Source organism: Microcoleus sp. N9_A2 (genome assembly GCF_036701775.1).
GTDB lineage: Bacteria > Cyanobacteriota > Cyanobacteriia > Cyanobacteriales > Microcoleaceae > Microcoleus.
In genome coordinates this window covers 168,815-194,538 of the sequence record NZ_JAUBRH010000006.1, presented here as the reverse complement: position 1 = coordinate 194,538, position 25,724 = coordinate 168,815, and the positions used below count along the sequence as shown (strand labels likewise).

The window sequence follows — 25,724 nt, the reverse complement described above, 5'->3', positions numbered from 1 at the left end:
CATTACCCATTCCTCATGCTAAACCCTAGCTGCCGCCAATCCGGGCGACATCGCGAGCGTTTTCTTCAAACGCAGCCGTCAGCGCATCATCACCGCTCAAACCCGATGCGATCGCCCTTTCAATAGCCTGCAACACCCGCTTGTAATCGCGCGGCATCACCTTGACAAACACCGGCAGCATCGCATCCCAATTTGCCAAAACCTTCGACGCTTTCGCACTTCCAGTCAAATCAACATGAGTTTGAAGCATCAGCCGCAAATCAGCAATCTCCTCAACATCCTCCAGTTTTTCCAAATCCACCATCGACATATTGCAGCGAGTAGCAAAATCCCCCGCCTCATCCAAAATGTAAGCAACACCGCCACTCATACCCGCTGCAAAATTGCGCCCGGTTTCACCCAAAACTACAACCTTGCCGCCAGTCATGTACTCGCAACCGTGATCGCCCACACCCTCAACTACTGCATTCACGCCGGAGTTACGCACCCCAAAACGTTCGCCCGCCATCCCCCGGATGAAAACGTCACCAGCGGTGGCTCCGTAAAGCACCACGTTGCCGACAATCACATTTTCCTCTGCGACAAAGGTAGAAGCCGGCGACGGATACAAGATGATTTTGCCGCCGCTGAGGCCCTTGCCCAAATAGTCGTTGGCCTCGCCTTCGAGCTCTAGGGTGACTCCCTTGGGTACGAATGCGCCAAAGCTTTGTCCCGCGCTACCTTGGAAGTGCAGGTGTACCGTGTCATCGGGTAAACCTTCCCAGTGGCGTTTGGTGATTTCGTTGCCGAGAATTGTGCCGACAACGCGGTTGATGTTGGTAATCGGCAGTTTGGCGTGCACTTTTTCGCCGTTTTCGATCGCACCTTTGCACAAATCCAACAACACAGTCATATCCATCGACTTTTCCAACCCGTGATCCTGCGCCATCTGACAGTAGCGCCCGACATCCGCCCCAACATCCGGCTGGTAAAGGATTTTCGAGAAATCCAAACCCTTAGCTTTCCAATGCGCCACCGCTTGCTGAGGTTCCAAAACATCAGTCCGCCCCACCATTTCATTCAGCGTGCGGAAACCCAACTGCGCCATAATTTCCCGGACTTCCTGGGCGACGAAAGTCATAAAGTTTACCGTGTGATCCGGATCGCCGGTAAAGTTTTTCCGCAGCAGCGGATCTTGGGTTGCAACACCCACCGGGCAAGTGTTCAGGTGACATACGCGCATCATGATGCAGCCCAGTGTCACCAGCGGCGCGGTAGCAAAACCGAATTCCTCCGCACCAAGCAAGGCAGCAATTGCTACATCGCGGCCGGTTTTCATTTGTCCGTCGGTTTCGACAACAATCCGGCTGCGGAGATTGTTGAGTACCAAAGTTTGATGAGTTTCGGCCAATCCCAACTCCCAAGGTAATCCCGCGTGTTTGATCGAAGTCTGCGGCGATGCGCCCGTACCGCCGTCGTAGCCGGAGATGAGCACCACATCGGCGTGGGCCTTCGCAACCCCAGCGGCGATCGTCCCGACTCCCACTTCCGACACGAGTTTGACGCTAATCCGCGCTTCCCGGTTGGAATTTTTCAAGTCGTGAATCAATTCGGCCAAATCTTCGATCGAATAAATGTCGTGGTGAGGAGGAGGCGAAATCAAACCCACACCAGGAGTCGAATTCCGTACTTTCGCAATCCACGGGTATACTTTTTTACCAGGCAACTGTCCGCCTTCTCCGGGTTTTGCCCCTTGCGCCATCTTGATTTGCAGTTCCTTGGCTTGGGAAAGATACAAGCTGGTAACGCCGAAACGCCCGGAAGCAACTTGTTTGATCGCGCTGTTTTTCGAGTCGCCGCGATCGTTTGTCCAAGTATATCTTTCCGGATCTTCGCCACCTTCACCGGTGTTCGATTTACCACCAATGCGGTTCATCGCTACAGCCAAAGATTCGTGGGCTTCTTGGGAAATCGAACCGTAACTCATCGCCCCAGTTTTGAAGCGTTTGAGAATAGATTCCACGGGTTCGACTTCCTCAATCGGGATTGATTCCCGCTGCTTGAATTGCAACAAACCGCGCAAGGTAAAATGCTGCTGGTTTTGTTCGTTAACCAGCCCAGAATACTGTTTGAAAAGCGTATAACTGCCCTCGCGCACCGACTTTTGCAGCGCGTGAATTGTCTGCGGACTAAACAAATGCGCCTCACCTTCTTTTCGCCACTGATATTCGCCGCCGACATCGAGAGTATGTCCGCTGCTGGGGCGTTCTGGGAAGGCGTGGGTGTGGCGCAAAATTGCTTCTTGGGCGATGACTTCCAAGTCTACACCTTCAATCCGGGAAGCTGTCCAAGCAAAGTATTTATTGACTACGGATTTGTTCAAGCCAATTGCTTCAAAAATCTGCGCGCCGCGATAACTTTGAATTGTAGAAATCCCGATTTTCGAGGCAACTTTCGTCACGCCTTTGGTTGCGGCTTTGATGTAGTTTTTGCAAGCTGTTTTGTAATCGACATTTAGCAGCAAACCTTGTTGGATCGAATCGGCGATCGTCTCGAAGGCCAAATACGGATTAATTGCACCGCAACCGTAGCCGATTAAAGTTGCAAAGTGGTGCACTTCTCGCGGTTCGCCGGATTCGAGAACGAGTCCCGCCCGCGTGCGCGTTCCTTGGCGGATCAAGTGGTGGTGGAGGCCCGCAACCGCCAGCAGCGCCGGAATTGGGGCTTTGTCTGGACTGATACCCCGATCGCTCAAAATGATGATATTCACCCCAGAGGCGATCGCGCTGTCTGCTGCTGCAAAAACCTCTTCTAAGGCTTGTTCTAGACCTTTCACACCGCTTTTGGGGTCAAACAAAATTGGCAGTGTAGTAGATCGGAAATTACCTATTTTTACTTGTTTGAGTTTGGCCAATTCTTCATTGCTGAGAATTGGCGTTTTCAGTTCAATCAAATGGCAGCTTTCCGGTTCTGGTTTGAGCAAATTGCCTTCAGCGCCGATCGTAGTTTCGGCAGAAGTTACAATTTCTTCGCGGATAGAATCGATCGGCGGATTGGTAACTTGAGCAAACAGTTGCTGGAAGTATTCGTAAAGCAGTTTTGGTCTGTTCGACAAAACGGCTAGCGGCGTATCTGCACCCATTGCACCGACAGCTTCCACGCCGTTTGTTGCCATTGGCGCTAACAGCAACCGCAGTTCTTCAAAGGTGTAGCCAAAGGCCATTTGGCGCTGAATCAATGTTTCGGGGTCGGATTCTGCGACTGCTGGCGCATCTGGGAGTTTGGCAATCTCGACCATGTGCTGGTCAATCCACTGGCGGTACGGGTGTTCTGTGGAAATTTTGGTTTTGATTTCTTCATCAGAAACGATGCGGCCTTCCTCGGTATTTACCAGGAACATCCGCCCCGGTTGCAGGCGGCCTTTTGATAGGATTCTTTCTGGGGCGATCGGCAAAACTCCGGCTTCCGATGCCATAATTACTAAGTCGTCTTTGGTGACGCAGTAGCGGGAAGGGCGCAAACCGTTGCGATCGAGCACTGCGCCGATCGATGTTCCATCAGTAAATGCGATCGAAGCCGGGCCGTCCCAAGGTTCCATCAAGCAGGAATGGTATTCGTAGAAAGCTTTTTTCTCGTCACTCATGGACTCGTGGGCCGTCCAAGGTTCGGGAATCATCATCATTACGGCGTGGGGTAAAGAACGCCCGGCCAAATACAGCAATTCCAAAGCGTTGTCAAAGATTGTCGAGTCGCTACCTTCGATGTTGATTAAGTTCGGGATTTTCTTTAAATCGTCTCCGAACAACTCCGACTCGAACAAGGATTGCCGCGCGTGCATCCAGTTGATGTTGCCGCGCATGGTGTTGATTTCGCCGTTGTGGGCGATGTAGCGGTAAGGGTGCGATCGTTCCCAACTCGGAAAAGTATTGGTGCTGAAGCGCGAGTGAACTAGGGCTAGAGCGCTTTCCATGTCGGGGTCGTGGAGGTCGGGATAGTAATCTCCCACTTGCACCGGCATTAACATTCCTTTGTAGACGATCGTCCGGCAGGAGAGTGTGGAATTATACCAGTATGGGTCTACTTCCGTCCTGCGGATGGCGTTGTGAGCGCGTTTGCGGATGACGTACAGTTTCCGCTCGAAGGCAGCCTCGTCTATACCTGCGGCGCGCCGGAGGAACACTTGCTGCATGAAGGGTTCGCTAGATTTGGCGGTGTCGCCGAGGGACGAGTTGTCTGTGGGAACTTCGCGCCAGCCGAGCACTTCTTGGCCTTCTTCTGCCGCGATTTCCTCAAATATGCGCTGGCCGTTTTGGCGTTCCGTCTGATTTGGCGATGAGTAAATCGCGCCAACTCCGTACTCGCCGGCTTCTGGAAGTTGGATGTTGAGGGCCGCCGTTACTTTTTTCATGAATTTGTGCGGCACTTGCATCAAAATTCCCGCTCCGTCTCCGGTGTTGGGTTCGCAGCCGCAGGCCCCCCGGTGGTCGAGGTTCAACAGGATTGTTAGTCCCTGTTCGACGATTTCGTGGGATTTGTTACCTTTCATGTGTACAATAAATCCGACTCCGCAAGCATCGTGCTCGAACTGCGGATCGTATAGGCCTTGTTTTACTGGCAGTCCGTTGCTATTCATTTTTTATTTGTTCCTGAAAGTTAGGGAGATATTGTGGCTCTAGATTAGAGGATGGGATGCCGATCGCTCTAGTATCATTTATTATATGTGGATCTACTCAATTGGGCAGATGCACGAAAAAATCAAAGTTTAGGCGATCGATCGAGTGTGCAAAAATAGTTGAAGCTGAGATGTTGTACCATTGTCGGGAACAGGCATCTTGCCTGTTCATAAATAAGTAAAGAACGGCTTGTTGGTAATTAGATGATAAATTGATATTTGGATTTTTTTAACCGCAGAGGCCGCAGAGAGCGCAGAGGAAGAGAAGAGAGATGGGCAATTCGGATACATTCGACCGTGCAAAAATAGTTGAAGCTGAGATGTTACACCATTGTCAGCAATAGGCATCTTGCCTGTTCATAAATAAGTAAAGAGCAGCTTGTTGCTAATTAGATGATAAAACGCGATCGGACACTGCGATCGGTGAATCGGAAATTAAACAGATACACAATTTGATTATAAGGGCGATCCTCTTCGTTGGCGTAGTCCCCGTAGGGGCGGGCTTCGCTAACGCGCCGGATGAAGCTGGAGGTTATCGGCAGTTAGATGTCAAAGCCGCTGGTACCGAATACCTCTATCCGCCTCATTATTTGCTTTCGGATTTAATGCCGGAATTTATTCAATGGCTTAACAGTGATCAAATCAAATCGTTACATCCGCTAGAGTTTGCAGCCGAAGCACATCTTCGCTTTGTGTCGATTCATCCATTTCGGGATGGTAACGGGCGTACCGGGCGATTATTGATGAATCTCCTGTTGTTGCGGGGTGGATATCCCATTGTGACTGTATCTAATGAGGTTCGTGCTGCGTACAATGCTAGCAGTTTTGCAACAGCAGTCTCAAAAGCTGGATTAGGGTTCATCTCAAATCCGCTGGTATCGCAATTATTCATCTCTCTCCTCTCCGACTCTGCGCCCTCTGCGCCCTCTGTGGTTAAATCATTCCAAAACAACCGTAAATCCTACCAGATGTCCCCTTAAATAAAGAACCAGTCGCCGTAGATGAAGATTTGATGTAGATTAGGGCGATCGATCGCATAACAGGTGACAACTACTGTGATGATTTTGCTATGGTGGTTAAGGTGCGTCGATCGAGCTTTCACAGGCAAAACTGCAAAAATCTACAGTCCGCTAACCGGTTCGCGCGATCGGAGTTCGGTTTTCAGGATAAATTAGCTAATATCAAACCCAAAGTCGTTTACCACAGGATTCAGCAAGCAATCCTCAAGGAGTCAAAACATGGTTCAAGTTCAAGAAATTTCTCAACTATCTAGTCTGCACGCACCTGGATCACTCAACGAAATAACCGCCACAGAATCGCGGCCTTGGGGCTCATTTACGACTCTAGAAGAAGGCCCAGGATATAAAATTAAGCGCATCGAAGTTAATCCCGGACACCGCCTCAGTCTGCAAATGCACCACCACCGCAGCGAACATTGGATCGTAGTTTCTGGTACTGCAAAAGTTACTTGTGGCGAAACTGAACAAGTTTTGTTTACAAATCAGTCTACCTACGTTCCGCAGTGCACTTCTCACCGTCTGGAAAATCCGGGAGTTATCCCCCTGGTTTTAATTGAAGTGCAGAATGGTGAATATCTCGGAGAAGATGATATTATCCGGTTTCAAGACGATTATGCCCGCACAGAAAAGGCTAAGTAACTATTGGGAATAGGGCATAGGGCATAGGAAATTGAATATTCGCATCAATAAGTAACCCAATTCCTAATTCCCAATTCCCAATTCCCAATTCCCAATTCCCAATTCCCAATTCCCCAATTACAAATAATGATTCATCTGAGCAAAACAGCAGCGACAGAAGTAAAGCGACTCAAGTCGAAGTATCCGAACCCCAATGCTTTATTTCGCATCGGCGTGGAATCGAGCGGCTGTTCCGGTTTGTCCTATACAATGGCATTTGACGATGCGCCAGCCCCACAAGACGCTCTATGTGAGTCCGAGGGAGTTCAAGTTGCGATCGATCCCCAGCACTTAAAATATCTGAATGAGCTCACCTTAGATTATTCAGAAGACTTGATGGGCGGAGGTTTCCGATATCACAATCCCAATGCCGCCCAAAACTGTAGCTGCGGCAACTCATTTTCTGCCAGGTAATAATCAATATGATGACACTCAAAGACTTAGAAAAAGTCCAAAAAACCTTCCAAGAAGCTGGTCAAGATTACCAATGAGCAAAACAGCAGCGACAGAAGTAAAGCGACTCAAGTCGAAGTATCCGAACCCCAATGCTTTATTTCGCATCGGCGTGGAATCGAGCGGCTGTTCCGCTTTGTCCTATACAATGGCATTTGACGATGCGCCAGCCCCACAAGACGCTCTATGTGAGTCCGAGGGAGTTCAAGTTGCGATCGATCCCCAGCACTTAAAATATCTGAATGAGCTCACCTTAGATTATTCAGAAGACTTGATGGGCGGAGGTTTCCGATATCACAATCCCAATGCCGCCCAAAACTGTAGCTGCGGCAACTCATTTTCTGCCAGGTAATAATCAATATGATGACACTCAAAGACTTAGAAAAAGTCCAAAAAACCTTCCAAGAAGCTGGTCAAGATTACCAAGTTGAACTAGAAAGCGGGAAGATTATCATTGTGGGCCCATCAGATATTGTATCTAGCGAAATTGGCGTAATTTTCAGTTGGCTGCTCGCCAATTGGGTTTATCCCCGCCGTCTGGGCCGAATTTTTGACTCCGCAGGTGGCTTTATTTTACCTGATGCTAACCTCACAGCACCTGATGTTTCTTTTGTCCGAGCCGCACGTCTCAGGCAAAGTCCCCGTTATTTCGGAGAATTAGTCCCAGATTTAGTAGTAGAAATTAAATCACAGAGCGATCGCATTAAACCGCTCGAAAAAAAGATTCTGAATTTTATTGCACTCGGAGCACAAGTAGGAATTCTGATCGATCCAGACGAAGAAACTGTAACAGTTTATCGTCAGGAAGGTGAACCGCTTGTGTTGGGAAATGAAGATATTTTGACTGTAGGCGAACTTTTTCCTGGTTGGGAATTGCCAATTTCCCAACTGTGGCCACCAATTTTTACTGAAACAGAAACTCAAACTGAAGCATAATAAAGTTTAGGCAGGTTTCACACTGCAAGAAATGCGAAAACCCTCTCTTCTCTTCCTCTGTGATCTCTGCGTTCTCTGCGGTTAAAAAAAACTCATTTACAAATCGGCGTTGCGGATTTAGGGTATGAAAGACTAAATATGCAAATCATAGAAACCAGTATCCACAAAGCTTCTGGATTTTCAACTTATTTTTTTTCATACCCTGATTAAGCAACGCCTTAACCAGACATGACATAAAAGCTCGATCGACTATCCACACAATCAAGCTGGCGTACCGAGAATTACCCACTGCATTAACTCTTGCCACTCGGGAGATTGAGCTAATAAATCTGCATCGAATTCATTTCCCGCATCCTGCGAAAACTCGGCGAAAGCTTCCGCCCAATTAATTACTGTTTCCACAGGCAAATAAGGCGCATAATTCCAAGAACGCTGCAAAAACTCTACCATCTCAACAGAATGACCGGTGCGGTACAAATACCAAGCAATCCAAACTAAGGTACTGTACTTGATTTGCTTTTCCAACAAACGTATTTTATCCGGCAATTCGGGGCGGGCAAAAAAATTGTCCATGACTGCGGCGAGGGATTTAGCCTGGGGTAAACCTTTGTACATGGCGCTTTGTTCGTGCTGGCGGTAGCAAACAGTTACTTGCTGCAACCACTCTGCTTCGCATCCCATTAAGGCTAAACGCAGCACTAAATCTGTATCTTCTGCCGGGGGAAATCGAGGATCAAATCCGCCGGCGCGCTCTAACCACTGACGGCGAAATACCATCGCGCTGGGTAATACTGGTTTCCACCGCAGCCACATTTCTAAGTCTAATTTAGGGACATTTTGCCAGGGTTTGACATCTTTTAGCGGTTCGCCTATACTATTAACTAGACGCCAGCCGCTGTGGACTATTCCTAAATTTGGTTGCGCTGCAAATACAGCGATTTGTGCTGCTATTTTGTCTGGTAAGAAGTAGTCGTCCGCATCAAGAAAGGCGATAAATTCTCCTCGCGATAGCTCGATGCCGTGATTTCTGGCCATCGAAACTCCTTGATTTTGTTGGTAAATGTAGCGAATTCGATCGCCATATTTCTCTAAAACTAATTTGGTATCGTCTCGGGAGCCGTCGTCTACGACAATAATTTCCCAGTTAGCATAGGTTTGGTGCAGAACGCTATCTACGGCTTGGCCGACGTAAGCAGCGCAGTTGTAAGCCGGAATTACTACGCTCACCTGCGGGGTGCGATCGCTCATAATTAATATCAAGTTTTATGGATTATACCATTTTAGATTTTAGATTTTAGATTTTAGATTTTAGATTTTAGATTTTAGATTAAAAAACTGGAAATGACTGATGAGCGTCGGGCTTGGAACTTGCCTACAGTTGCATTCTTTTTGTCAACTGGTTGGAACTGGTATTATAATCCATACGCGCTGAGCTGGTTTACGGAAATCCCGGCTTTGAAAGCAAGAAAAACCATGCAGCCGCCCCTACAAGATTTATTGGTAAAATCCGGTGGCGTGTTTATTTTACAATACTTATCGGGTGCCCCGGAGGCTCACGCACCCGATAAGTGACGCTTGATGATCATAATTTGGGTTCAAGAATTTGCCAGGGTAAGTTGTCGTGAATGGAGTAAATCATGGGGGCGAATTGCGAAAGGGTAGCGATCACCTTTTACCTTCAAATACTTGTCAACTATTTGCAGAACCTGTTCGGGATTGGCTGGCTTGCTCAAAAAATCGGAAGCACCTGTCAATTTCGCCCGGGTGCGGTCAATTATACTGTCTTGACCGGTCAAAAACACGATCGGAGTTTCCCGAAAAGCAGGTGCTTTTCGCAAAAAATTGCACAAAGCAAAGCCACTTGTCTTCGGCATCACCACGTCCATAAAAATTAAGGCAGGCTTTTGTTTGGCGAGGAGGCCCACTCCCTGCATGGGATCTTGAATTTTTAGGACTCGATACCCCTCCGGCAACAAAATTTGCTCTAAAAATTCGCATACTGTCGGACTGTCATCGATACAGGCAATCAAAGGGCGACCCGGCCCTGCGATCGCCGCGGCCAGGCGCCACTGTTCTATAGGCGACGGCAAGTCTGGTACTGTTCGGAAATTTACTAAACCCTGTTTGATGTAATTAACTAAAGCGCGAGTTGCCACTGTCACGCACTGCTTTTTCTTAAATGCAATATCCCAAAGAGTATTCTCGCCGTTGAATACGTTACCCAAAGCGATCAAAGAATTAGAGCTAAATCGATTTTGCTGCAACTGGGCCGATGCTTTTAAAAGTGGTGCTTGTTCTGGATCTACCAGCCACAAACCCATTCCTTTCCACTTCTGCCAAATTTCTTCTGTACAACATAGAACTTTCTCTACTTCTGTTAAAGACAGCAGCAAAGAAGAGGTAATGGTAGAAAAATATTTCTGGGACGGACGCCACTCTCGGCGTAAACCCGATTGACCGATCAGAGCAAATAACACTTCGGAAAGGCTGCTGTGGACGATCGCCCTAGCTTGTTCCAGACTCATTTCGCTGGCTGCTACCCCTCGCTGAAGCAGTTGATATTCCCACAGTTCTCCAGCATCCAGGTTTCTGAGATCCACTTGAAAGTTTCGACAGTGTTGCCCGATCGCCCTGTACCAGCGCCTCGATCTGTGCGCTCCTCCTGTGGCATACACCAAACAACCCTGAAAAAAGTAAAGTTGCCACTGTTGTTCCCCTTGCTCTAACAGCAGTTTCCCCGTTGCTTGTTTCTGGCTGAGTACAGCCAGAGTATGGGACAACATTTTGTATCCAATTGCGGTAGCAGACATATCAACTCGCATCCCCTGTACTCTGTTTGTACCATTATATAGCTGCAGAGTTTTGAAAGATAACAGTGATATTACTGAATTTGGGTTAACAAAAACCACTAATTGTGCGAATTTAACCCCATCAGGGAGTGATTCCCCTCAGTAGTTTTAGCCATGAGGATGCAACGCCTATTTGCACTATTAACTAATTACTAAAATCCGGCTTCTAACTAATAACTAATTGCCCTCGCTATCTTTGGGAGGTACTGGATCGTAACCCCCAGCATGAAAAGGATGACAGCGCAAAATCCGCTTAACTGCCATTGAGCTGCCGCGGGCCGGCCCAAATCTTTCTATTGCTTCGATCGCGTATTGCGAACAAGTTGGCTGAAATCTACAGGCGTTAGGCAGGTAAGGAGAAATCCCCATTTTGTAGCCTCGGATTAATCCGATCAGCAATATTTTCACAATTTTTACCTCAGCGTTGGATTAGATTAATAGCAAAATCTCGTCCCATACCGCTGTAAGCTAGGTGAATCGAGAGCATTCCCAGCGGTTAGAATTCCGCTAACTTTTAGTACCAATTATACCTATTTTTATTTTTATTTTAGATAGCTACAGCACAATTTGAGGAGATAATATGGTACTTGTCTCTGAGTTCGCTACTTGACCGATACCTAAAAAATTACCGTCTTGATCGTACACCTGTAAGGGATAGGGAGGTTGTGGTATTGGGTTGTGGGGGGGATTGGGGCTACTTTCCTCCTCTGGCCCGATCGGCGTTTCGGGAATCGGGAGGCGCTGTCCTTGAAACCAGCGTTTGGTATATTCAGGGGAAAGGACGATCGCGCCTAAATGTCCCAAAACCGCCGATGGCAAAATTGGGCAGAATTTATTTTCCTGCAATTGCAGTTCCAATTGTTCAAAACTGAGACTTTGGTCGATCGAAAAACCGCTACTTTCGGTGCGAGTCAAACAAGCCAAAGTACCGCCTGCATTCAACACCGCACCCAAATCCCGCGCGATCGCCCGAATGTAAGTACCCGGCCCGCAAGCGATCAACAAATCCAATTCAGGAAAATCCCCCGGCCGCCAATCCAAGATTTCCAGCCGAAAAACCTCAACATTTCTAGCAGCAACTTCCACAGTTTCGCCTTTTCTTGCTAACTCATAAAGGCGTTTTCCTCCCACCTGAACCGCACTAAAACTCGGCGGGAATTGCTCGATTTTTCCTAGAAATTTTGGCAGTGCAGCTTGCACTTTTTCTAAACTCAACTCCGGCACCGGTTGAGAATGGATAATTTCTCCTTCTAAATCGTCAGTAGCAGTAGTTAAGCCAAACCGAATCGTGCCTCGGTAAGCTTTATTGTGTTGGAGATATTGCAGCAGTCTGGTTGCTTTGCCCAGGGCGATCGGTAAGACGCCAGTCACAGCAGGATCGAGGGTTCCTCCGTGTCCGACTCGCTTGAGTTGCAATAGCCGGCGCACTCGCCCCACGCAGTCGTGAGATGTCATGCCCGCAGGTTTGTTGAGATTGAGAAAACCGTCAGTAGTCATTAGGAAGAAGGAAGAAGGAAGAGGGAAGAAGGAAGAGGGAAGAATGCAACGGGCAATGTATAGGATTTAACTTATACAAGGAAGCAGGAAAAAGGAAGATGAAAAGTTTTGAGATTGCTTTATTTGGGAATACAAAAGCTAACGTTACTCACAATGCGACAGCGGTTTTGAGTTAAAAAGTTCAACCTTAAAAACTTAAAACTAAAAAGTACCCGCCAGCCCAATTACCAATTCCCTATTACCCATTACCCATTAAAAAATAAAGTCGGCCTGACTGATAGAAGAGGGGGCAACTCCGAACAAAGTAGCCAGAGTTACCTTGCTGTCTATAAGCTGAATAATTGTACTCGGCGAAGTTCCGGACCCAGCGGAAGTGATGAGTTTGTTAAAAGTGAGGCCGGCAGTCAAGCGAATTCGATCAGTACCATTAGTAAAATCTATAATCACATCCCCCTCTGCCGCAGACCCGATCGCAAAAGTATCGTTTCCGGCGCCGCCAGTTAAAGTATCTGCGCCGCGATCGCCCGATAAACAGTCATCGCCGATGCCACCAAACAGCGAGTCATCGCCGGCACCCCCAAAAAACGTGTCATTACCCGCGCCGCCCAACAAAGTATCGGTGTCTTGGTTGCCAAACAGCAAATCATTACCCTCGTCGCCGCTTGCCGAGTCAGCACCTTTGCCACCGTAGAAAGTATCGTCGCCCACGCCGCCCAAAACGCTGTCGCGGCCGGCACCGCCGAACAGTATGTCATTACCAGCGTCGCCCAGCAGTGAGTCATCGCCGTCGCCGCCGTAGAGGGAATCGTTTCCCCCTAAGCCCAAAATGCTGTCAGGGCCACCCAAACCAAATATCAAGTTAGCGCCCGCAGTACCCGTGAAGGAGTCGGGGCCGCTGGTTAAATTCCTGCCCCCAGGTGTCCCTCCGGGACTGGTACCGCTGGTGGGGGTTGGGGTTGTGACGGGAATTGGTACAAGTGGCACTGCTGATGGCATGATTTTGAAGATGGGTAGAAATTTGCAATTCTAACTTAACTTAAAAGCGGAAGTTATAACCTCGCCAACCGCCGAGATGAGAAATATCGATCGCACCTGCGACAGCATAAGATTCGCACAAAAAGCCCTGCACCGTGGAGCCGTCCTCCAACACCAGCGTACCAATTCCCAGAGGCGGGGGAATTTGAGCGACAAATCCGCCGAAAGCCGCGATCGACAACTCCCAAACTTCCACCTCGATCGCACTACCGCCCTCTATCTGACGCACCAATCCCGGCTTGCCCAGAGCAGTACCCGTCAAAGCATAAAGCTTGTAAATCGGGCTGGTACGGCAGGCGCGAACCAAAACCCCTCCGAGTTCGATTAGTTGATAATTCAGTGGCTCACCGCTCAAATGAGCGCCAACCACGGCAAGTTTGACTCGTTCTTCTGACGAAGATTTTGGTGCGATTTCGAATTCCGGGACTGTTGGCAGCGCCTGGCCGGTTGCGCCCAAAGTTCCCCCCAAGCGATCGTGGAAAGCAGATCCCAGGCGGCAGAGCGATAAATCGTGCCACGCCTGAGCCATCAGTGTCAATCCTGCGGGCAATCCGCTGCTTTGAAACCCGCTGGGAACTGCGATCGCGCACAAATCGAGCAAATTTGCAAAGTTCGTGTAGCGTCCGAGATTGGTGTTGAGGGCGATCGGCTCGGCTGCAACTTCTGCGACAGTATAAATCGTACCTGTCGTCGGCACCGCCAAAACATCCATTGACTGCCACTGAATTTCTGCCAGCTGGCGGAGCTCGGCCAACCGGTACGACGCGCGGTAGGCTGATACTGCATCGTAGCGTTTGCCGCCGCTGATAATCTCGTACACGATCGGATCGAGATCCTCTGGGTGCGCGTCGAGGAAATCGCCGATCGCGGCCAACCTTTCTGCTACCCAAGGCCCGCCGTAGAGCAATTTGGCAGCCTCCGCAAAGGGTTTGAAGTCAATAGGTGCGATCGTGCAGCCCAAAGATTGCAAGCGCGCGATCGCTTCTCGGTAGCGCTGTTCGGCTTCTGCATTCCGGAAAAATTCAAGTTCGCCGTCTGCGGGAACTCCCACCCGTAAGCGGGATAAATCCGGCAAAACTTTCGTTTCAGGGTGGCGAGAAAACGCATCCTCAGCGTCAAAACCGCTGGCTACTTGCAGCACGGAGGCCGCATCCGCACAGGTGAGAGCGAACACAGAAACGCAATCGAGCGATCGCACTGCCGGCAACAGTCCGCGAGTGCTTACCAGCCCGCAACTTGGCTTCAGCCCGACAATGTTGGTAAAAGCAGCCGGAACCCGCCCCGATCCAGCGGTATCGGTACCCAGAGCAAAACTCACCAATCCGGCCGATACTGCTGCGGCGGAACCGGAACTCGATCCGCCTGGGATGTAGCGCCGATCGAACGGATTGCGGCAAACTCCATAGGGCGTGCGGGTTCCCACCAATCCCGTGGCAAATTGATCCATGTTTGTTTTGCCGATCGCGATCGCACCTGCGGCACACAAACGCTCTACAACTGCGGACGATCGCGCTGGAGTGCGAGCAAACGCAGGACATCCCGCCGTAGTCGGAACGCCCGCCCAATCGAGATTATCTTTGATCGCAAAAGGTATTCCGTAGAGTGGCAATTTTTGCGGGTCTTGGTTTTCCAAGGCTTTGGCGCGTTCGAGAGTTTCCGCCTGCGGTGCTAAATAAATCCATACTGCTGGATCTGCATAGCGTTCGATCCGATCGTACACGCTCGCGATCGCATCTGCAGGCGCGAGCGAGCCGGTGCGGTAGCGATCGAGCAGCGAATGAATGTCGAGACTGTTGCTGTAGTTAAATTTTTCCATAGTGCACCGTCAGTCGATTTTCGATTTTCGATTTTCGATTTTCGATTGAACAATTGGGTTTACAGGCTTTGCTGGGCGATCGATCGATTTTCGATTTTCGATTTTCGATTTTCGATTTTCGATTGAACAATTGGGTTTACAGGCTTTGCTGGGCGATCGATCGATTTTCGATTTTCGATTGAAGAAATTACTTCACAGGCTGTGTTTGGCGATCGTTATTACGAATAGGATGTTAGTTTACCGCATTGTCGATCGCCTCCGCATCTAGTCTAGGGCGATCGAAATATTTCTCAAAAAATCTTCAACCCTTGCCTTGCGGGTGCAAGTCTGTGTGCCCGTAAACTTCGCGATTTCCAACCGCCCGGTTTAATCTGCTAAAAACCTTAATTTGACAAATCAGAGAAAAACCATTTTTTGTAACATTTTACACATTTTATGTTCGAGTTTGCTGTTACCGTTTGAAACGTACCAATCTAGTAGGATTGCACCCTACAGTATGCTTACCTTTCAAAAAGCTAAGTGCATTGCTGTTACTGACAGTCTGGAATAACTCCTTGGGTTGCAAACAGGACTTATACAGGCAAAAACCGAAAAAATTTAACAGCTTCTAGGGTTCCGATTTGAATCAGTTTCTAACTCAGCTTAGAAAGTTCAAGTGCTGGTCCGAGAGAAGCAGACTGGTTGTCCCAATATTTTATTAATTTGAGGGAAACACTAGCCAGTTACACGGCGGGATAAAAGCCCGGGAGAAACGCGATCGGTCAGCAAGACTCGGTTCGTTAGCTCTCGGGCTTTATCCTTGTATATCAAGGGGGTTTGCGGAAGCTAAGGAAGCCAGCGAAGGTGCAAAAGCTCGATCGACATATTCACTTTTAACCAGCAACCAGAATATGCTATGAATATCCGATATTGCTCCCCAAAAATAATGCGATCGCCCTTGTGCTACTGCGCCCTATTTTTCATCACCTTGTTTTTCGCTGTCGGCTGTGTCAATCCGGCAATTTATATCAAAACCACGACTGAAAGCGAAGCAGCTTCTTCAGTAAGTGCTGATGCAGTTAGCCTCGGATTCAGCGCGTGGCCCGGCTGGTTTCCTTGGCAAATTGCCAAAGAACAAAAGATATTTGAAGCCAACAATGTTCCTGTAGACTTAAAATGGTTTGACGGCTACTTAGAATCGATCAGCACCCTCACAGCAGGACAGATAAATGCTAACAGCCAAACCCTCGGCGATACAGTAAACTCCATATCAGGTGGCGCCGACCAAGTAATTGTTTTAGTCAACGACAACTCGACGGGAAATGACAAAGTGATTGTCGCCGAAGGCATCAATTCTGTTGCCGATTTAAAAGGGAAAAAAGTTGCAGCCGAGGAAGGTACAGTCGATCACTTTTTATTGCTGTTGGGGCTGAGAAAAGCAGGTTTATCAGTGCAAGATATTCAATTTGTACCGCTGGAAACCGGCAAAGCTGCCGCAGCTTTCGTAGGAGGGCAAGTCGATGCGGTAGCAGTATTTGCGCCGTTTACCACGCAGGCATTAAAACGATCTAACAGCAAGGAACTGTTTAGTTCAAAAGATTTTCCGGGGGCGATTTCAGACCATTTGGTATTCACCCGAAAGTTTATCGGCGAACACCCCGATCGAGTGCAAGCCCTGGTCAATTCATGGTTTGCAACCTTGGAATACATGAAATCAAATAAAGAGAAATCTTACGAGATTCTAGCCAACCGCGCCGGAGTTAGCGTTGAGGAATACAAAGAATATGAAAACGGCACTAAGATATTTACGATCGAGGAAAACTTGAAAGCCTTTCAACCGGGAAACGACATGACATCATTGCAGTTTGCTGCGGCCGAAATGACTAAATTTCTCGTAGATGTAAATTTAGCAAAAACCCAACCCGATATCAGCACATTATTTGACGATCGCTTTATAAAAGCTTATGCCGAAGGTAAAAGCTAAAAGGAATAATTTACGATTGTGCAGACACAAAAAACCTAAAAAAACAATACTTTTTATAATCCCCAAAATCTACTCCCATTACTCGACAAACCGTTCCGCAATTAAATCATGCCACCAAATCCCGATCCGCGATCGATCCAATCCCACCTCAAGCAAAAAAACCTAAATCCCACCGTTTTCTGGCGGATTGCGGAAGAGATACCACAACCCCTCAATATTGGGTTAACGGTAACATCGATCGCACTGCCGCTGCTGCTGTGGTGGCTAGTAACAACCTTCGCCAACGTAGACCCCAAATTTTTGCCTTCCCCCGGCAAAGTTTTAGAGGCATTTGGGAGGCTTTGGAACACTCGCGAACTTTTGAAAGACACGGTAGCGAGTTTGTGGCGGGTGGGAGTGGGCTTTCTGTTCGCCTTGGTTTTTTCCATACCAATTGGCGTGCTGATGGGCAGTTTTGCCAGTATTCGCGCCTTGCTGGAACCAATGTTCGGCTTGATGCGATATATGCCCGCACCAGCATTTATTCCCCTATTAATTCTCTACTTGGGAATCGGCGAAGAACCCAAAATAATGCTGATATTTATCGGCGTCTTTTTCTTCAATTCGCTGATGGTGATGGATACAGTCAAGTTTGTTCCAAAAGACTTAATCGAATCTACTTATATGTTGGGCGGCAATCGCTGGGAAATCCTCACTCAAGTTATTTTCCCCCACGTTTTGCCGGGAATTCTTGATGCTAGCCGCATCAACCTAGCTGCGGCTTGGCAATTGGTAATCGTCTCGGAATTGATTGCGGCAACCGAAGGCTTAGGCCGCCGGATCAGTGTCGCAGGTCGATTTCTCCGAACCGATGAAATTTTTGTGGGGCTGATTGTCATTGGGGCGATCGGACTGACTTTTGACTTGCTTTTTCAATATCTGCTGCGGGTTTCTTGTAAATGGTCAAGTCAGAAACAGTAAGCAGATGTTAAAAGTCAGAATGGTGTCATTTTTTTACTTACAACACAGAGGATAAACTCATGTTTCTACAAATCAACAACCTACACAAAAACTTTGAAACGAAAAAGGGTAAATTAGTTGTCCTCAAGGACATCAATATGAGCATCAAGCAAGGCGAATTTATCTGCGCGGTAGGCGCATCCGGTTCGGGCAAATCTACTCTGTTGAGGCAGATTGCGGGATTGGACAAGCCGACAACAGGGGAAGTGAAAATTGATGGCAAAGAAGTTGTTGCGCCTGGGCCGGATCGAGGTATGGTATTTCAGCATTACACTCTTTATCCTTGGATGAACGTGCAGGAAAATGCCGAGTTTGGCCTCAAACTTCAAGGCGTTTCCAAGAAAAAGCGGCGCGAACAAGCGAGCTATTATTTGAGTGTGGTAGGATTGACGCAGTTTGCTTCATCGCTGCCGAAGGAATTGTCGGGCGGGATGAAACAGCGGGTGGCGATCGCCCGCGCCCTCGCTTCTGAACCTAAAGTGTTATTAATGGATGAACCTTTCGGCGCATTGGATATCCACACTAAAGAATCGATGCACGAATTCATGCTCGATTTGTGGCGCCGCACTCAGATTACAATCTTTATGATTACCCACGATGTCGAAGAAGCGGTTTTTCTTTCCAATCGGATTTATGCTTTGGGCGCCCGTCCCGGTACAGTGAGAAAGGAAATGTCGATTAATTTGCCCGATCGCACTCCCGGCATTAAACGCCACGCCAAATTCCACGATTATCGCGACGAACTCATGGATTTGATGCGGAAACACGGACAGGAAGCAGTTGCAATGGCTGCTTAAATAGAAATAGGTTTGTAGTTGCACTTTTTGCGGCTGTGCCAAGAGTTTAACTGCCAACCTAAGTAAGTGGAAACTTAACATCTTGCACCATTGTCAATTACCTATTTAGGAACGGGCAAGATGCCCGTTCCACAATAAAATTGAGTTTTGTGGAACGGGCATCTTGCCCGTTCTTGAGGATGGTGCAAAATATCAGTGGAAATAAATATTACTTTGGGAGAGGGTGGGTTTTGCCACTACAAAATACTATTATTTTGTTTCCCAGACCTACCCCAATACATCAAGAGGAACTTATGGTGCAACTATCATCCATCGACACAAACTCAGAAATTGATTCAAGCCTCGTATTAGTCGAAGAAACCGTACCGGGCGGCGCGTACTGGTCGGGAGTCATCAAGCGGGGAAACACCCTGCGAATCACCGATTTAGAAGGCTCTCGCGGCGTTTCCATGCTGTGCTACAACGCCGATAATGCGATCGAACGTTTCAACGCAGCAGACACCGCCAAAATTCAATTCAACGCCTTTCTCAAACAAGGCATGGTGATCCACACAGACATGGGACGCATCCTATTTTCCATCACCCAAGACACCTCCGGCTGTCACGATTTGCTAGGAGGATGCAGCAACGCCATTAGCAATGCCAAAAAATACGGCGAAGGAGACTGGAAAAACTCCCGCGACAACTTCCTAAAAGCCCTAAGTCGGTGGGGATTGGGCAAAAAAGATATCATGCCCAACCTCAACTTATTTACTCGCATTGCCGTCAAACCAGACGGCACGATGGAGTTTCGCGAAGGCTGCGAAAAACCGGGTAGTTTTATCGATTTGCGAGCCGAAATGAACGTATTGACCATTATCTCTAACTGCCCCCACATCCTGCATCCGGGTTCAACTTACGATCCAAAACCCATCCAAATTCAGATTGTGAAAACCCCCGCACCCGCACCAGACGACTTGTGCCGCACCGCCAACCCGGAAGCCGTGCGCGGCTTCATCAACACCGATGCTTTGTTCCTGCAATAAACCCGATTCCACAACTCAACTTTGTCCGCATCAATCTGCGGTAAAAAAGCTCTCCTATTACATCACATAAAGTGAACCATGACTGCAACTACTCAACAAATCCTCGCTCCAGAAACAGCAATTTATAACGAAGTCTTACCCGCCAGACATCCCTGGTCTCGTGTCATCAAAAAAGGACAGATTCTCCGCATTGTAGATTTAGGCGGCAATCAAGCAGTAGATTTTTTAGTTTACAATGCCGATGACCCTTCCGAACGCTACAGCGCCCCCGATACGATCGTCAATCAAGGCAACATCTTTGTCACTACAAACAGCCAGCTCATTTCCAACGAAGGGCGAGCCATGATGACCATAATTGCTGACTCCTGCGGGCGGCACGATACCTCCGGCGGTGCCTGTAGCTGCGAGAGCAATTCGGTGCGGTTTGGGCTAGATAAAAAATACCAGCACGCCTGTGTTGAAAATTTCCTTGCTGCAATTCTTCCCTACGGTTTGGGTAAGCGAGATTTAGTCAGCAATATCAATTTCTTTATGAATGTCCCGGTTAGCGAAGATGGCACGCTTGAAATTGTTGACGGCATCTCCGATCCGGGAAGTACAGTTGATTTGCGAGCCGAAATGAACGCGCTGGTTGCTATTTCTAACTGCCCGCAAATGAACAATCCTTGCAATGCTTACAATCCTACGCCGATTCAGTTGATTGTTTGGGATGCGGTATAGGTTGTAGCTGTATACCCGCCAGAAACCGCCAGGGGTTTAAACCCCTGGCTAATAGCTAAAGTCCTCTAAAGAGGACTGAATAATCGATTGCCCATTAGCAATTATCAATTAGCAATTACCAATTATCAATTACCAATTACCTAAATGTTTAACAAAGTTTTGATTGCAAATCGCGGTGAAATTGCCTGCCGAATTATCCGCACACTCGATCGCCTCGGAATTGCTTCGGTAGCAGTATATTCTGAAGCCGACGCCCGCGCCAAGCACGTTTTCGCCGCCAGCGAAGCCGTTTGTATCGGTGCAGCCGCCGCAGCCGAGAGTTATTTGCGGTTCGATCGCATTCTCGAAGTTGCGCGCCAAACAAAAGCTCAAGCTATCCATCCGGGTTACGGCTTTTTGAGCGAAAATGCTGAATTTGCCGAAGCTTGTGCAAACGAAAATATTGCATTTATCGGCCCGACTCCGAGTCAGTTGCGCTGCTTCGGATTGAAGCACACCGCGCGGGAAATAGCCGCTGCAAATCAAGTGCCGCTAACTCCCGGAAGCGAACTTTTAGGAAGTTTGGAGGATGCGGAAAAAGCGGCTGGGGCGATCGGCTATCCGGTGATGCTCAAAAGTACCGCAGGCGGCGGCGGCATCGGTTTGCAGGCTTGTTTTGGCGATCGAGATTTGGCAGAAGCATTTGAAAAAGTACAGCGTTTGAGTCAAAGCAATTTTAAACAAAGCGCAGTTTTTTTAGAGAAATACATTCAAACAGCTAGGCACATTGAAGTCCAAATCTTTGGAGATGGCAAAGGCAATGTCATAGCCTTGGGCGAGCGAGATTGTTCGGTGCAGAGGCGCAATCAAAAAGTAATAGAAGAAACCCCCGCCCCTGCTATTAGCGACGAACAGCGAAATCAGTTGTACAGTGCAGCCGTGCGGTTGGGAAAAGCGGTAAATTACCAGTCAGCCGGTACTGTTGAATTTGTATTTGATGTCGATGCGAAACAGTTTTATTTTTTGGAAGTCAACACGCGCTTGCAAGTCGAACACGGCGTTACTGAAGCTGTCAACAACATCGACCTCGTTGAGTGGATGGTAAAACAGGCTTCGGGAGATTTGTTTCCCCTGGAAGAGTACCGCTATCGGCCGCAGGGACACTCAATTGAGGTGCGAATTTATGCGGAAGATGCCGGCAAGAATTTTCAGCCGAGTTCCGGGTTGCTCAATCAAGTTGCGTTTCCCGAAAACGTCCGCTGCGACAGTTGGATAGAAACCGGCACGGAGGTTACTCCTTTTTACGATCCGCTGCTAGCCAAAGTAATCGTTTGCGGGGATAATCGAACGCAGGCGATCGCTCAACTCAAAGCTGCTTTAGATGCCAGTGAAATAGCGGGAATTGAAACTAATTTAGATTACCTCCGCCAGATTTTGGACGATTCCCGATTCAGCCGGGGCGAACTGAGCACGCGCTTTTTAAACTCTTTTGAATACGCACCTTTAACGATCGATGTATTGGATGGGGGAACCTACAGCAGCATCCAGGATTATCCGGGGCGGATTGGCTATTGGGATGTGGGCGTGCCGCCTTCTGGGCCGATGGATCATCTGGCATTTCGATCGGCAAATCGTTTAGTAGGAAATCCCGAATCGACAGCAGGATTGGAATTCACAGCTACAGGTCCAACTCTGCGCTTTAATGCCGATACAGTTATTAGTTTGACTGGTGCAATTATGAAGGGAACACTAAACGGTGAATCGGTGCCGTTTTGGACAGCAATTTCCGTAAAAGCTGGCAGCATTCTCAAGTTAAAAGCCATTCAAGGCGACGGCTACCGCACTTATTTAGCAGTCAAACACGGCTTTAATGTCCCCGATTATTTGGGCAGCAAATCAACTTTTGTACTGGGCAAATTTGGCGGACACGCGGGCCGCACGCTGCGTCCGGGAGATGTGCTTAAACTGCTTCAAACTGCCACTCTGGAAGCGGAAATATCTTTGCCTCCGGAACTAATTCCCACCTACAGCAATAATTGGGAAATCGGCGTTTTGTACGGGCCTCACGGCGCGCCGGATTTCTTTACTGAGTCAGACATCGAAATGTTTTTCTCTACAGAATGGCAGGTGCATTACAACTCGACGCGGACGGGCATTCGGCTGATCGGCCCGAAGCCCACCTGGGCGCGTCAAGACGGAGGAGAAGCGGGTTTGCACCCGTCTAACATTCACGATAATGCTTACGCGATCGGCACGATCGACTTTACGGGCGATATGCCTGTAATTCTCGGTCTTGACGGCCCGAGTTTGGGAGGTTTTGTGTGTCCTGCTACTATTGTGCAGTCGGAATTGTGGAAAATCGGGCAACTGAAACCGGGGGACAGCATTCGCTTTCACTGTTTGAGTTTTGCTGAAGCTTTGCAGCGGGAAATAGCACAAAATAGGCAACTTACTATTTTTTGCTTGCCTGTTTTTGGGGAAAATGCGGAGGAATTGCCCGCAGTTCCAGCTTCTCCTATTTTGCACGAAATTCCCGAATTTCCGGGACAGGTTGCTGTTACTTACCGTCAAGCTGGGGATAAATATATTCTAGTTGAATACGGCCCATTGGTGCTGGATTTAAACTTGCGTTTTCGGGCGCACGCCTTGATGGAACATTTGAAAGCAAATCCGTTACCGGGTGTTATCGAATTAGTGCCGGGAATGCGATCGCTCCAAATTCACTTTGAGGGCAGCCAGATTTCGCAACAGCAGCTAATGCAGGCGCTGATTGCGGCGGAGGCGGAACTTCCGGCGATCGAGGATTTGGAAGTGCCGGCGCGAATTGTGCACTTGCCTTTATCTTGGGAAGATGAATCGACGCTGTTGGCCATTGAAAAATATATGCAGTCTGTGCGATCGGATGCACCTTGGTGTCCCAGCAATATTGAGTTTATTCGGCGCATAAACGGGCTTGACAGCATCGAACAAGTCAGAGAAATTGTATTTAATGCTAGCTATTTAGTGATGGGTTTGGGAGACGTTTATTTAGGCGCGCCCGTCGCCACTCCCCTCGATCCGCGCCACCGTTTGGTTACTACTAAATACAATCCCGCCCGCACCTGGACTCCTGAAAATGCAGTTGGCATTGGCGGCGCGTATTTGTGCGTTTACGGGATGGAAGGGCCCGGAGGTTATCAATTTGTCGGCCGCACGGTGCAAATGTGGAATCGCTTCAAACAAACGGCGGATTTCCAGTCTGGTAAACCTTGGCTTTTGCGCTTTTTTGACCAAATCAGATTTTATCCGGTTTCCCATGAGGAATTGCACCGCTGTCGGGAAGCATTTATCGAAGGGAAGTTTAAATTAAAGGTTGAGGAAATCACTTTTAATTTGAGAGAATACAATGAGTTTTTGCATTCTATTGCTAACAGTGCGGCTGAGTTTAAAGCGCAGCAGCAGGCCGCATTTAATGCAGAGCGCGATCGCTGGGCCGCATCCGGGGAATTTGAAGCTGAATCTGCCGCAGAATCCTCGGCGGATGTGGCTTCTGAAACAGTGGCGGAGGTTACTTTGCCGATCGGTTGTGAGGCAGTTGTCGCCCACGTTTCGGCCAATGTTTGGCAGGTACTGGTTAATGTTGGAGATGTGGTTGCAGAGGGCGATCGCCTATTAATTTTGGAAGCGATGAAAATGGAAATTGCTATTACTGCTGATGTGGCCGGCACTGTTGCCGAGTTGTTTTGTGAAAAGGGGCAAACGGTGACAGCAGGACAAATTCTAGCGGCTGTTAAACCGAATTAATCCCTCTGTTGTCAGTTCGGGGACAGTAGAAAGCTAAGCAACAACTAAATCTGTAACTACTCGGCGTTGCATAATTGCGGGATGATTTTGATTGTTTTGTGCGATCAGTTCCTGAGATCGTCCGATGTATTTTCACCGCAGGCGGGACACCCACAATAATCATCCTCAAATTGTGCAACGCCCGCTCATTTAATGAAGGTTTAGCATCAGTTAGGAATGAGAATTAAATAACTTCCACAAGTTTGTGGGACGGGCGGGACGCCCATCCCACAATAACAATTAAAATTGTAAGTTATTTAATTCGCGATCCTTAGCGGTTCAAAAAGGTGGGGATACATCAATACAGCAAGCCAGTGGGCGATCGCCCCCCAATTTTCGGTGGCGGGCAGTCTTTCGGAAGGCTTAGCCGCTGTCAAGCGCGATGGCAAATTTGGCTTAATCAATCAAGCTGGAAAGCCAGTCATTTAGCTGGTTGGGGCTTTGTTTAGGCTTTAAATTTGTTTAAGTCTCGTTAACTTAACTCCAGCAGCCCAGAATTGACCGGCAAACCATCTTGAAATACCAGCAATTCTCCCGGCAGAATTTGCGTCCAAACTTCGTTATCTGTCAGCGGAAAAGTGGCAATAACAGCCACGCGATCGTCCTCGTTGGTCAATTCCCGAAAATCGACTGTTACATCTTCGTCGATCGAGTGTGCGCTAGCAAAAGGTGCTTGTCGCACAATATAATGCAGATTAGTAGAACAGTGGGTGAACAAGTGTTCTCCATCGGAAAGTAAATAATTAAAAATTCCGTGTTGTGCCAAAGTTTTAGTAATTTCCTCCAGTACCGGGTAAATTTCCGCTAAAGCAGGCTTACTTTGAGGAAAAGTAGAGCGCAGCTTTTCTAATATCAAACAGAATGCTTTTTCGCTGTCAGTTTTGCCAACCGGTTTGTAAACTCCGGCACATTCTGGATAAAAATTTTCGAGATTTCCGTTGTGAGCAAATACCCAATAACGTCCCCAAAGTTCCCGAATAAAAGGGTGGCAGTTTTCCAGGGCAATTTCGCCTTGCGTAGCTTTGCGGATGTGAGCAATGACGTTAGTTGAATGAATGGGATAGCGACGCACTACTTCTGCCACCGGAGAAGCAATCGCAGGTTTAGAGTCTATAAAAAGGCGACATCCCAAACCTTCAAAGAAAGCAATTCCCCAACCGTCTTGATGAACGTCCGTTTTGCCCCCCCTTGCAGAAAAACCCTCAAAAGAAAAGCAAATATCTGTCGGAACATTGCAGTTCATTCCCAGTAATTGGCACATAGCTTTTAAGTCTCTGGAGTGTGGATCGATCGCGCAGCTATTGGCAGCTACAGATTTGCGGTGATAATATTATAGTATTAACGGGTTAAATAAGTTAAATACACTTATACCAATTCACTATGAAGGTACACTAAATATAGGCTAAAGTAGAGGAGATCCAATATGGGCAACAAACAAATTTCAGGTAAAAATCCAAGAAACGGTTGAGGAACTAGAGCACGACT

23 protein-coding genes and 1 riboswitch are annotated in these 25,724 nt (G+C 48.1%); of the genes, 14 read left to right on the top strand and 9 right to left on the bottom strand.

Annotated elements, in window-relative coordinates:
• Positions 1-25: 25 nt before the first annotated feature.
• The gene (gltB, locus tag QUA44_RS05820) at positions 26-4,612 is read right to left on the bottom strand and encodes a glutamate synthase large subunit (RefSeq protein ID WP_333252043.1); all 4,587 of its coding nucleotides are present in this window, start codon (positions 4,610-4,612) and stop codon (positions 26-28) included.
• A gap of 458 nt (positions 4,613-5,070) precedes the next feature.
• On the opposite strand from gltB, the gene QUA44_RS05815 reads away from it, so the two are divergent.
• Complete coding sequence (locus QUA44_RS05815; RefSeq protein WP_333252056.1) at positions 5,071-5,631, top strand: Fic family protein; 561 nt, start codon at positions 5,071-5,073, stop codon at positions 5,629-5,631.
• Here the strand turns inward: QUA44_RS05815 and QUA44_RS05810 are convergent.
• Entirely contained in the window at positions 5,628-5,753 is a 126-nt protein-coding gene (locus QUA44_RS05810; protein ID WP_332970238.1) for a hypothetical protein, read from the bottom strand. The genes QUA44_RS05815 and QUA44_RS05810 overlap by 4 nt on opposite strands.
• Positions 5,754-5,889: 136 nt before the next feature.
• Here QUA44_RS05810 and QUA44_RS05805 point away from each other — a divergent pair, with 136 nt between their 5' ends.
• From QUA44_RS05805 to QUA44_RS05790, 4 genes are all read left to right on the top strand, one after another.
• Positions 5,890-6,309 carry a phosphomannose isomerase type II C-terminal cupin domain gene (locus QUA44_RS05805; protein ID WP_333252042.1) on the top strand — a complete coding sequence of 140 codons (420 nt, stop codon included), beginning with the start codon at positions 5,890-5,892 and terminating at the stop codon, positions 6,307-6,309.
• Positions 6,310-6,435: 126 nt separating this feature from the next.
• Entirely contained in the window at positions 6,436-6,762 is a 327-nt protein-coding gene (locus QUA44_RS05800) for an iron-sulfur cluster assembly accessory protein (protein ID WP_333252041.1), read from the top strand.
• A gap of 73 nt (positions 6,763-6,835) precedes the next feature.
• Positions 6,836-7,153: an iron-sulfur cluster assembly accessory protein gene (locus QUA44_RS05795; protein WP_333252040.1), complete on the top strand. Its 318-nt coding sequence runs from the start codon at positions 6,836-6,838 to the stop codon at positions 7,151-7,153.
• 11 nt (positions 7,154-7,164) lie between these two features.
• Positions 7,165-7,737, top strand: a complete 573-nt coding sequence (locus tag QUA44_RS05790; RefSeq protein ID WP_333252055.1) for a Uma2 family endonuclease — start codon at positions 7,165-7,167, stop codon at positions 7,735-7,737.
• A gap of 261 nt (positions 7,738-7,998) precedes the next feature.
• On the opposite strand, the gene QUA44_RS05785 is transcribed toward QUA44_RS05790, so the two are convergent.
• On the bottom strand, positions 7,999-8,985 hold the full coding sequence (locus tag QUA44_RS05785; protein ID WP_333252039.1) for a glycosyltransferase: 987 nt from the start codon (positions 8,983-8,985) through the stop codon (positions 7,999-8,001).
• A 93-nt stretch (positions 8,986-9,078) separates the two neighbouring features.
• On the opposite strand from QUA44_RS05785, the gene QUA44_RS05780 reads away from it, so the two are divergent.
• Positions 9,079-9,309, top strand: a complete 231-nt coding sequence (locus QUA44_RS05780; RefSeq protein WP_333252038.1) for a hypothetical protein — start codon at positions 9,079-9,081, stop codon at positions 9,307-9,309.
• 23 nt (positions 9,310-9,332) lie between these two features.
• Here the strand turns inward: QUA44_RS05780 and QUA44_RS05775 are convergent, their stop codons facing one another.
• The 5 genes from QUA44_RS05775 to atzF all read right to left on the bottom strand — a co-directional run bounded on the left by QUA44_RS05775 (position 9,333) and on the right by atzF (position 14,934).
• Entirely contained in the window at positions 9,333-10,547 is a 1,215-nt protein-coding gene (locus QUA44_RS05775) for a response regulator (protein ID WP_333252037.1), read from the bottom strand.
• Positions 10,548-10,763: 216 nt separating this feature from the next.
• Positions 10,764-10,994: a membrane protein insertion efficiency factor YidD gene (gene yidD, locus QUA44_RS05770; RefSeq protein ID WP_333252036.1), complete on the bottom strand. Its 231-nt coding sequence runs from the start codon at positions 10,992-10,994 to the stop codon at positions 10,764-10,766.
• 147 nt (positions 10,995-11,141) lie between these two features.
• Entirely contained in the window at positions 11,142-12,083 is a 942-nt protein-coding gene (gene truB / locus QUA44_RS05765; RefSeq protein WP_333252035.1) for a tRNA pseudouridine(55) synthase TruB, read from the bottom strand.
• A 252-nt stretch (positions 12,084-12,335) separates the two neighbouring features.
• Positions 12,336-13,079 carry a calcium-binding protein gene (locus QUA44_RS05760; protein ID WP_333252034.1) on the bottom strand — a complete coding sequence of 248 codons (744 nt, stop codon included), beginning with the start codon at positions 13,077-13,079 and terminating at the stop codon, positions 12,336-12,338.
• 40 nt (positions 13,080-13,119) lie between these two features.
• Positions 13,120-14,934, bottom strand: a complete 1,815-nt coding sequence (gene atzF / locus QUA44_RS05755) for an allophanate hydrolase (RefSeq protein ID WP_333252033.1) — start codon at positions 14,932-14,934, stop codon at positions 13,120-13,122.
• Between the two features lie 130 nt (positions 14,935-15,064).
• Here atzF and QUA44_RS05750 point away from each other — a divergent pair, with 130 nt between their 5' ends.
• The 8 genes from QUA44_RS05750 to QUA44_RS30640 all read left to right on the top strand — a co-directional run bounded on the left by QUA44_RS05750 (position 15,065) and on the right by QUA44_RS30640 (position 24,668).
• Positions 15,065-15,202 (top strand): hypothetical protein, encoded by a 138-nt coding sequence (locus QUA44_RS05750; protein ID WP_333252032.1) that lies wholly within the window; start codon positions 15,065-15,067, stop codon positions 15,200-15,202.
• A gap of 328 nt (positions 15,203-15,530) precedes the next feature.
• Positions 15,531-15,685, top strand: a riboswitch (guanidine-I (ykkC/yxkD leader).
• Between the two features lie 144 nt (positions 15,686-15,829).
• Positions 15,830-16,897, top strand: coding sequence for an ABC transporter substrate-binding protein (locus QUA44_RS05745; RefSeq protein WP_333252031.1), 1,068 nt, complete (start codon positions 15,830-15,832; stop codon positions 16,895-16,897).
• A gap of 108 nt (positions 16,898-17,005) precedes the next feature.
• The gene (locus QUA44_RS05740) at positions 17,006-17,857 is read left to right on the top strand and encodes an ABC transporter permease (RefSeq protein ID WP_333252030.1); all 852 of its coding nucleotides are present in this window, start codon (positions 17,006-17,008) and stop codon (positions 17,855-17,857) included.
• Positions 17,858-17,916: 59 nt separating this feature from the next.
• Positions 17,917-18,693, top strand: coding sequence for an ABC transporter ATP-binding protein (locus QUA44_RS05735; protein WP_333252029.1), 777 nt, complete (start codon positions 17,917-17,919; stop codon positions 18,691-18,693).
• 293 nt (positions 18,694-18,986) lie between these two features.
• The gene (locus QUA44_RS05730) at positions 18,987-19,718 is read left to right on the top strand and encodes an urea amidolyase associated protein UAAP1 (protein WP_333252028.1); all 732 of its coding nucleotides are present in this window, start codon (positions 18,987-18,989) and stop codon (positions 19,716-19,718) included.
• 78 nt (positions 19,719-19,796) lie between these two features.
• Positions 19,797-20,438, top strand: coding sequence for an urea amidolyase associated protein UAAP2 (locus QUA44_RS05725; RefSeq protein WP_333252027.1), 642 nt, complete (start codon positions 19,797-19,799; stop codon positions 20,436-20,438).
• Positions 20,439-20,582: 144 nt separating this feature from the next.
• Positions 20,583-24,200: an urea carboxylase gene (gene uca / locus QUA44_RS05720; protein WP_333252026.1), complete on the top strand. Its 3,618-nt coding sequence runs from the start codon at positions 20,583-20,585 to the stop codon at positions 24,198-24,200.
• A gap of 306 nt (positions 24,201-24,506) precedes the next feature.
• Entirely contained in the window at positions 24,507-24,668 is a 162-nt protein-coding gene (locus QUA44_RS30640) for a WG repeat-containing protein (protein WP_445243726.1), read from the top strand.
• Between the two features lie 43 nt (positions 24,669-24,711).
• On the opposite strand, the gene QUA44_RS05715 is transcribed toward QUA44_RS30640, so the two are convergent.
• Entirely contained in the window at positions 24,712-25,500 is a 789-nt protein-coding gene (locus QUA44_RS05715) for a class II glutamine amidotransferase (RefSeq protein WP_333252025.1), read from the bottom strand.
• Positions 25,501-25,724: the final 224 nt, after the last annotated feature.

Coding starts and splice junctions, on each gene's coding strand:
- gltB (WP_333252043.1), bottom strand. CDS start 4,612: ATGAATAGCAACGGACTGCCAGTAAAACAAGGCCTATACGATCCGCAG.
- QUA44_RS05805 (WP_333252042.1), top strand. CDS start 5,890: ATGGTTCAAGTTCAAGAAATTTCTCAACTATCTAGTCTGCACGCACCT.
- QUA44_RS05800 (WP_333252041.1), top strand. CDS start 6,436: ATGATTCATCTGAGCAAAACAGCAGCGACAGAAGTAAAGCGACTCAAG.
- QUA44_RS05795 (WP_333252040.1), top strand. CDS start 6,836: ATGAGCAAAACAGCAGCGACAGAAGTAAAGCGACTCAAGTCGAAGTAT.
- QUA44_RS05790 (WP_333252055.1), top strand. CDS start 7,165: ATGACACTCAAAGACTTAGAAAAAGTCCAAAAAACCTTCCAAGAAGCT.
- QUA44_RS05785 (WP_333252039.1), bottom strand. CDS start 8,985: ATGAGCGATCGCACCCCGCAGGTGAGCGTAGTAATTCCGGCTTACAAC.
- QUA44_RS05780 (WP_333252038.1), top strand. CDS start 9,079: ATGACTGATGAGCGTCGGGCTTGGAACTTGCCTACAGTTGCATTCTTT.
- QUA44_RS05775 (WP_333252037.1), bottom strand. CDS start 10,547: ATGTCTGCTACCGCAATTGGATACAAAATGTTGTCCCATACTCTGGCT.
- truB (WP_333252035.1), bottom strand. CDS start 12,083: ATGACTACTGACGGTTTTCTCAATCTCAACAAACCTGCGGGCATGACA.
- QUA44_RS05760 (WP_333252034.1), bottom strand. CDS start 13,079: ATGCCATCAGCAGTGCCACTTGTACCAATTCCCGTCACAACCCCAACC.
- atzF (WP_333252033.1), bottom strand. CDS start 14,934: ATGGAAAAATTTAACTACAGCAACAGTCTCGACATTCATTCGCTGCTC.
- QUA44_RS05745 (WP_333252031.1), top strand. CDS start 15,830: ATGAATATCCGATATTGCTCCCCAAAAATAATGCGATCGCCCTTGTGC.
- QUA44_RS05740 (WP_333252030.1), top strand. CDS start 17,006: ATGCCACCAAATCCCGATCCGCGATCGATCCAATCCCACCTCAAGCAA.
- QUA44_RS05735 (WP_333252029.1), top strand. CDS start 17,917: ATGTTTCTACAAATCAACAACCTACACAAAAACTTTGAAACGAAAAAG.
- QUA44_RS05730 (WP_333252028.1), top strand. CDS start 18,987: ATGGTGCAACTATCATCCATCGACACAAACTCAGAAATTGATTCAAGC.
- QUA44_RS05725 (WP_333252027.1), top strand. CDS start 19,797: ATGACTGCAACTACTCAACAAATCCTCGCTCCAGAAACAGCAATTTAT.
- uca (WP_333252026.1), top strand. CDS start 20,583: ATGTTTAACAAAGTTTTGATTGCAAATCGCGGTGAAATTGCCTGCCGA.
- QUA44_RS05715 (WP_333252025.1), bottom strand. CDS start 25,500: ATGTGCCAATTACTGGGAATGAACTGCAATGTTCCGACAGATATTTGC.